This window comes from Colwellia sp. MEBiC06753 (assembly GCF_053470325.1).
This window is the reverse complement of record NZ_JBQMTM010000014.1, coordinates 115,809-122,904: the sequence shown is the minus strand read 5'-3', so window position 1 is coordinate 122,904 and position 7,096 is coordinate 115,809. Positions and strand designations below refer to the sequence as shown.

General features: G+C 38.7%; 6 protein-coding genes and 1 rRNA gene. All 7 read left to right on the top strand.

Going from position 1 to position 7,096, the window contains the following annotated elements:
* Positions 1-99, top strand: a 5S ribosomal RNA gene (rrf, locus tag ACOB82_RS12260); the annotation flags it as partial.
* 244 nt (positions 100-343) lie between these two features.
* On the top strand, positions 344-1,543 hold the full coding sequence (locus ACOB82_RS12255; RefSeq protein WP_448213271.1) for an outer membrane beta-barrel protein: 1,200 nt from the start codon (positions 344-346) through the stop codon (positions 1,541-1,543).
* Between the two features lie 44 nt (positions 1,544-1,587).
* Positions 1,588-2,079 (top strand): polysaccharide biosynthesis/export family protein, encoded by a 492-nt coding sequence (locus ACOB82_RS12250; protein ID WP_448213270.1) that lies wholly within the window; start codon positions 1,588-1,590, stop codon positions 2,077-2,079.
* Entirely contained in the window at positions 2,079-4,232 is a 2,154-nt protein-coding gene (locus ACOB82_RS12245; RefSeq protein ID WP_448213269.1) for a GumC family protein, read from the top strand. Before ACOB82_RS12250 ends, ACOB82_RS12245 begins: the two co-directional genes overlap by 1 nt.
* Before the next feature lie 73 nt (positions 4,233-4,305).
* Complete coding sequence (murB, locus tag ACOB82_RS12240) at positions 4,306-5,334, top strand: UDP-N-acetylmuramate dehydrogenase (RefSeq protein WP_448213268.1); 1,029 nt, start codon at positions 4,306-4,308, stop codon at positions 5,332-5,334.
* Entirely contained in the window at positions 5,327-6,316 is a 990-nt protein-coding gene (gene birA / locus ACOB82_RS12235) for a bifunctional biotin--[acetyl-CoA-carboxylase] ligase/biotin operon repressor BirA (protein ID WP_448213267.1), read from the top strand. Before murB ends, birA begins: the two co-directional genes overlap by 8 nt.
* Complete coding sequence (locus tag ACOB82_RS12230; RefSeq protein WP_448213266.1) at positions 6,300-7,028, top strand: type III pantothenate kinase; 729 nt, start codon at positions 6,300-6,302, stop codon at positions 7,026-7,028. The genes birA and ACOB82_RS12230 overlap by 17 nt, the downstream gene beginning before the upstream one ends.
* Positions 7,029-7,096: the final 68 nt, after the last annotated feature.

Here is a 7,096-nt window from a genome sequence, read left to right as displayed (position 1 = left end):
TTGTAGAACCACCTGAACCCATGCCGAACTCAGAAGTGAAATGCAACTGCGCCGATGGTAGTGTGGGAGTTCCCATGTGAGAGTAGGACATCGCTAGGCACCTAATATCAAAGCCCGACTCATCTGAATCGGGCTTTTTGCTGTCTGAGATTTAACCTCCATAACTGCATGCTAAGAGACTGTTTTAAGCGCATTCTAGAGTCTCTATTTATTTTAATAACTGTATTATATAGAAAGTATCTCGACACCTAATGTTGTCGCTTGATAACAAAGGTGAATACTTCGTTAAATAAATGGTTTGTTTTGTCAGGCTATTACCGCATAATAAAATAAAAACACTTTTATGCGCCTATTTTCAAATTTAGTACTTTCTTTAACTTTATTAACTGTAGCTAATTCCTATGCTACTGGTTATCAACGTTCAGATTCAAACTTTAACTTTCCCTTTGTTGAAGGTGACCAGTTTATTGGTAATGTTAAGCTTAATGGCTTGATGATTGATAATTTTTTATTTAGCGAAGATACCCAACAATCAACTACTGGTTATCAAGTAGAGCCTAGCCTTTTTATCCAAAGTTTCTCTGATCACCAATTGCTTCAAATTTATGCAGATGCCAACTATAAAACATATGCTAAATTTAGCGATGATCAACACACAGATATTACAGCGCTTGGTAAATACTTTATAAAAACAATAGACCAACAGCGTGCTTTCTTTTCAGCTTCCTTTAATAAAAATTATGAGTTCCGTGGTACGGGTCTTTCTCAAGGGATAGCTAATACACTAGCTAAAGGTGACACTAGGGAGACTGCCCTGTTTAATCTAGGCTATCAGATAGGGCGACCGGAATCGGTTAGTCGACTAAATGCGTTAATTGGCGCAGAGCAGGTGAGTTATTCGACACGTAAGTTGATCACTTCTGCTTATGAATATGACCGAATATTTGCAGCTATTGATTTTAATTATTTATTATCTGGTAAAACCTACCTAGCAACTGATTTTGTTTATGGGCAATTTAATTACAAAGCCAACGAGGCATTTAATCGTTTACATGGGCACGGTTTAATCGGAGTAAAGTGGCAACCATCTGTATTGAGTGAGTTAAAGTTGCTACTGGGATATCAAGCCGTTTCTTTTGACGAAAATAACTATCGCCAATCTAGCTTTAGCTGGCTAGGTCAATACCTATGGCAACCTTCTGAGCTTTTCACCCTTTCTTTAAAATCTGCTCGTAGTACTGATGATACATCCGAACTAAACACCGCGGTAAAAATTACCGATAATTACGGAGTTGATATCAAATATCAGCTGACTGACACTGTTAACTTAGGGCTCAATGCTTCATATAGAGATAGTTTGGTGGTTTTGGCTGAAGGGGAAAGTAAAGATAAGCGCACAATTTTTAACGCTAAAGTTAACTATAAAATAACCGATACAGTATTAATTAACGGTGAATATTTATACACTGATAAAGAAGCTAATTTAACGACGTTAAATTATAATCGCCAAATATTTTCAGTAGGTCTTGAGTTAATAATTTAATGAGTTGTTGTCTGAAAAATACACTGTTTTTACTAGTTTTATCTATGCTGTTGAATAATTTCGCATACTCGGCCGATGCCAATTATTTACTAGGTGCTGGAGATAAAATACTAATCAATGTCTATGATGAGCCAGATTTACAAACGGAATTAAAAATTGATAAATCAGGCATGTTGTCATTTCCATTTTTAGCGGACGTTCGGGTGATAGGCCTGACACCTGCAGAAGTGGAGTCGTATATTACTAGTGGCTTGCGTGGTGATTATTTAGTTCGCCCACAAGTATCGGTTTCTATTTTAGAATATCGCCCATTCTTCATTCATGGAGAAGTTAAGCGCCCTGGGGGATATGCCTATCAAGATGATTTACGACTAGACAAAGCTATCGCTTTAGCCGGTGGTTTATCGGCAAGAGCGTCAAAGTCTCAATGGAAAATTACACGCTTAGTTGATGGAAAACCCTTAACGTTAAGTGCTGATATTGCAACTCAGGTATTGCCTGACGATATTATAGAAATAGAGCAAAGTTTCTTTTGATGAATATAGATAGTACTGCGTCAAGCTATAACTTCAGTGATCATGATCTCTCATTAAAAGAGCTCTTGAGTCCACTATGGAATAAACGCTGGTACATCTTGTTTTTTACTTTGGCCGTTACTTTTCTAGCTACTTCTTATGTCTCGCTTTTAAAGCCCCAATATCAAAGTAGTGCGATTTTGCAAATTGGCAGTAATATAGGTGCTAGTACATTATCTATTAACGAAGCATTTAATGATGTAAAAGCTTCCCAAGAATTAATTCAAACACAATATGAAATTCTGCGTTCACGCAAATTTGCTGAGCGGGTGATTGTTCAGCTTAACTTGATTGAGCACCCAGAGTTTAGCTCAAATCGATTTAACGATAGGTTGGCATTTTTAACTAACTCTACTACCGAAAAACCGACGTTGGCAGCGGTTGTCGATCGTTTCAGATCTCAATTAACGATTAAACCAATAGCAAATACCGAATTGGTTAAAATTACTTTTAGTTCATATTACCCTGAACTTGCAAAAGATATTGCTAATCAAGTTGGTCAAACCTATTTGCAATATCAAGATGAAATCCATAGCTCCACTAAAGAAAACACCTCGCAGTGGTTGGTTGATCAGCTAGAAGAGCTGGGGATGAAGTTAGAAGCTTCAGAATTAGCACTTCAAGAGTTTATTGAGCAAGAAGGTTTGGTCGATGTTAATGGTATTGCTGGCTTAGTCAGTGATGAAATTGGTGCATTAACAGAGCGAAGCCTCAAAATTGAAAAAGAGCTCGATGATCTGAAGGTTATCTATCTATTTATTCAAAAGTATAAAGGCAATTTAACTAAACTTGCCGAGATTAAAGAAGTTCATAACCACCGCGTATATATGCAATTAAAAGATGGTGAAGAGCGACTTTCGCGTAAACTTTCAGAGATATCTCGTCGATACGGGCCTAAACATCCTAAAAGAATTGCCGTTCAAGCTGAATTAGAAACTATAAAGGCCAGCATTGATAATCAGATTCATGACCGAGTGCTGTCAATTGAAAAAGATTATCTGTCAATGATAGAGCAAGTAAAAGCAAATCAAGCGAGATTGGCGACAGCTAAAGCCAACTTTTTGAGGTTAAGCCGCCTTAAAAATAAGTTTTCACAATTGCAGCGAGAAGTCGATACAAACAAAGAACTTTATAACAGTTACTTAATGCGACTAAAAGAAACTGACGCTATGGGCAATTATAAAGCGACCTTTTATGTAAGGTTTCTTGATAAGGCTATCATTGCTAAATCACCTTATTCGCCGAATAGGTCGCTAACTGTTGTTATCAGCTTTATTCTCGCTTTTTTAATTATTGCCATTTATGTTGTGATGCGTGAGCTATTAGTTGATACCTTAAATTCACGACGTAAGTTAGAAAGTTTTCATGAAGCTCCAGTTCTAGCTGTACTGCCTAAGTTCAAAAACACAGGGCAAAAAGTACAAGATAGATCTCAAGTTGACAGTCGCTTTACCGAAGCAATACGAACTCTGAGAACTGCATTGTTATTTAACAACGAACAAAGGCCTCCCAAAATTATTGCGGTAACGTCTTCAGTACCTGGTGAAGGAAAGTCTACGGTAGCACTCAATTTAGCGCGTTCTTATAGTGAAATGGAAAAGGTGCTGTTGATAGAAGCCGATCTACGTCACCCAACGGTAGCAAAAAATTTAGACCTAGAACCATATCGCCCTGGATTATCAAACTTATTAGCTAAAACCCATCAAATTAACGAATGTATAGTCCGTGATAAGCACGTTAAATTAGATATTTTGACCTCGGGTATTTCGCCAGCTAACCCACAAGCATTTTTATCGATGAAACGCTTTGATATGTTAATCAAGGTTTTTGGTAACTTTTACGATCGTATAGTGATTGAAACCCCGCCAGTTAACGCGGTAAGTGATGCAATTATTATCTCGCGATTAGTCGAAAGTGTGCTTTATGTTGTTCACGGTACTAAAACTAAACGTGAACAAATTACCTCTGGTTTGCGAATGCTAAAGCAGGCTAAAGCGCCTATTGAAGGTATCGTCATCAACCACAGTGAAAACATTGATACTTCGCGCTATCAAAATAATTATTATAATGAGCGTGCAAACATTATAAAATTACCGGTACGTAAACAAGGCTAAAGTTTTTATCTTAGATATTTGCCGAAGTTAGGCCGCTTAAGTAAACTAGCTCCAAAAAATTACCTGCCATATTATGAAAACAAGCTTTTCTACCAATACCCGCTTATACAACACCATGGCAATTGATGCTTATTGCCCTGAAATTATCGAAGTAGACTCATTCGAGGAGTTACAAACGTTAACGTCATTAGCCGACTATTACGTGTTAGGTGAAGGGAGTAATACTTTATTTACTGAAAATGAAGCGCCCAAACTTATTCGTCCTAAACTACTTGGTATAGCGGTTGAAGAAACGGCAGAGGACTACTTACTCACTGTTCAAGCCGGAGAAAATTGGCAAAAGCTAGTCACATATACTGTAGAGCATGGCATGCCAGGCTTGGAAAATTTAGCACTGATCCCTGGTAGTGTCGGTGCTGCACCTATTCAAAATATTGGAGCTTATGGCGTTGAGTTTGCCGATTTTTGCCAAGCAGTGCATTGGTATGACTTTAAAAGCAACCAAGTAACGATATTGGCAGCTTATGATTGCCAATTTGGTTATCGAGACAGCGTGTTCAAGCGGCAACTAAAAGGCCAAGGAATTATCGTTGCAGTAGAGCTAAAACTTTCGAAAGCGTGGCAACCTAGCCTTGGGTATGCCGGTTTGAATCAATTACCTGAATGTGCCAATGCTTTAGAGGTGATGAACACGGTAATGGCTATCAGAAGTAGCAAATTGCCAAATCCTGAAGAATTACCTAACGCTGGTAGCTTTTTTAAAAACCCTATTATTAACTGCGAAGAATTCAAACGACTAAAGCAGCAATATCCAGATATCCCAAATTACCCGCAGCCAGATGACCAAGTGAAAATTGCAGCAGGTTGGTTGATTGAGCAAGCACAGCTAAAAGGTTTTCGACTAGGAGATGCCGGAGTTCATAGCAAACAAGCTTTGGTACTCGTTAACTATGGAAATGCTAAAGGTGAAGATATCGTGGCATTAGCTCGGCATGTCATTGGCCAAGTACAAGAAAAATTTTCAATCACACTCGAACCTGAAGTGAGGCTGGTGGCAGCACTAGGTGAACGAGCGGCTGCAGAGATATTTAATCATGTCTAAACCAATTCGTGAACGACTGATTCGAGCGTTAGCTGACGGCTCTTTTATTTCAGGGCAACTATTAGCGGATGAATTAGGCGTTTCTAGAGCAGCAATTTCTAATCAAGTGAATGCCCTAGTAAAAATGGGCTTAGATATTTTTAAAGTCCGCGGCAAGGGCTATCAGCTAGCACAGCCAATTAATCTGTTAGATAAAGCTAAAATACAACAGCTATTGGCGAAACTTAATGCCACCAATACGGTTGAAGTACACAGTTTTATTGATTCTACCAATGACTATTTATTGAGAAAATTACCGAATCAAATAGAGCCTGGCCAAGTGTGTATTGCTGAGCATCAAAGTGCAGGTCGTGGTAGGCGAGGTCGCCAGTGGCTATCGCCATTTGGCTCACACCTCTACCTTTCTTATTATCGATTTCTAGTAGAAGGTATGGCATCTGCCATGGGCTTAAGTTTATTAACTGCCCTTGCAATTAGCGATGCAATTACTGAATTATATAATGTAGATGTCGAGTTAAAATGGCCAAATGATGTTTACTATAATGGCGTGAAATTAGCAGGGATCTTAATTGATCTAGAAGGCCAGGCAACAGGTACTTGCCATAGTGTCATTGGTATTGGCATTAACTTAAATATGCCAGAAAATATCGCCCATGAAATAAATCAACCATGGACTGACTTACAACGCCACATAAGCCAAACCATAGATCGTAATCTCCTCGCGGCACACATTGTTGTTGCGATAAATCGCCGTTTGGAGCAGCAAATACTAGAAGGTGTTAGTGCCATGCTGCCAGACTGGCATCAACGAGATTTATTTTTAAATCAACCCGTTAAAGTTATAACCGGTGAACAAGAAAAACATGGCATTTGTCGAGGGGTAAATGAACATGGGGCCTTGTTATTTGAAGTTGAAGGTAAAGTTTCACCTGTTTATGGTGGTGAAGTGAGTTTAAGGAGGCTAGATGCGCCTGCTGGTTGATATTGGCAATACTAGAGTCAAGTATTGTGCTGTTGATTCTGGTCAAATTAGCGCTGTACGGTTTTGCGATAATATTTCGCTGACTTACCGTTGGCTGGATGATAATTGGCAAAGCTGTAATGAGATTGTTTTGGCGAGTGTCGCCCAAGCATGTTTTGCTGAAGTAATTGAACAATGGGCGGTTAGTCGTAAGATAAGCTTAACTAAAGTTGAAACTTGTGAACAGGCGTTTGGTGTTACCAATGGCTATGATAATCCTTCACAATTAGGGATTGATCGTTGGCTAGGATTGTTAGGTGCCAATAAATTATACGCAGATTTGGCGTGTCTAATTATTGATGCAGGCACAGCGACAACTGTTGATTATATTGATGCCAGCGGACATTTTCATGGTGGTTGGATTTTAGCAGGAATTGATACTTTATTTTTTAGTATTCAAAGCCAAACAGCGAAAGTTTCGGGTACTAATCCTATAATAAATTCACAGGCTTTTGGGAAGAATACCAATGACAACCTAGCACAAGCCGCATGGGGAGCAACGCTCGGGTTAATTAATCAGGCCATTGAGCTACTAAAGCGTGAGCAACTTCCGCTAGATAAAGTTATTATTACCGGCGGCAATAGCGAGGCGTTAATTGCCTTGTTAGCGTTGAAAGTAGAGCATCAACCACTGTTAGTTTTTCATGGTTTAAGTCGTTATTTGCTCAATTAATCTTGGCTTTGTGAGTAAAAAAACAGCAAACAGGTTATTTTTATTAAAATTTTAATTTTAGCTATTGC

What these genes read in the sequence shown, in the direction of transcription:
- ACOB82_RS12255 (WP_448213271.1), top strand. Translation starts at nt 344, where the DNA reads ATGCGCCTATTTTCAAATTTAGTACTTTCTTTAACTTTATTAACTGTA.
- ACOB82_RS12250 (WP_448213270.1), top strand. Translation starts at nt 1,588, where the DNA reads ATGCTGTTGAATAATTTCGCATACTCGGCCGATGCCAATTATTTACTA.
- ACOB82_RS12245 (WP_448213269.1), top strand. Translation starts at nt 2,079, where the DNA reads ATGAATATAGATAGTACTGCGTCAAGCTATAACTTCAGTGATCATGAT.
- murB (WP_448213268.1), top strand. Translation starts at nt 4,306, where the DNA reads ATGAAAACAAGCTTTTCTACCAATACCCGCTTATACAACACCATGGCA.
- birA (WP_448213267.1), top strand. Translation starts at nt 5,327, where the DNA reads ATGTCTAAACCAATTCGTGAACGACTGATTCGAGCGTTAGCTGACGGC.
- ACOB82_RS12230 (WP_448213266.1), top strand. Translation starts at nt 6,300, where the DNA reads ATGCGCCTGCTGGTTGATATTGGCAATACTAGAGTCAAGTATTGTGCT.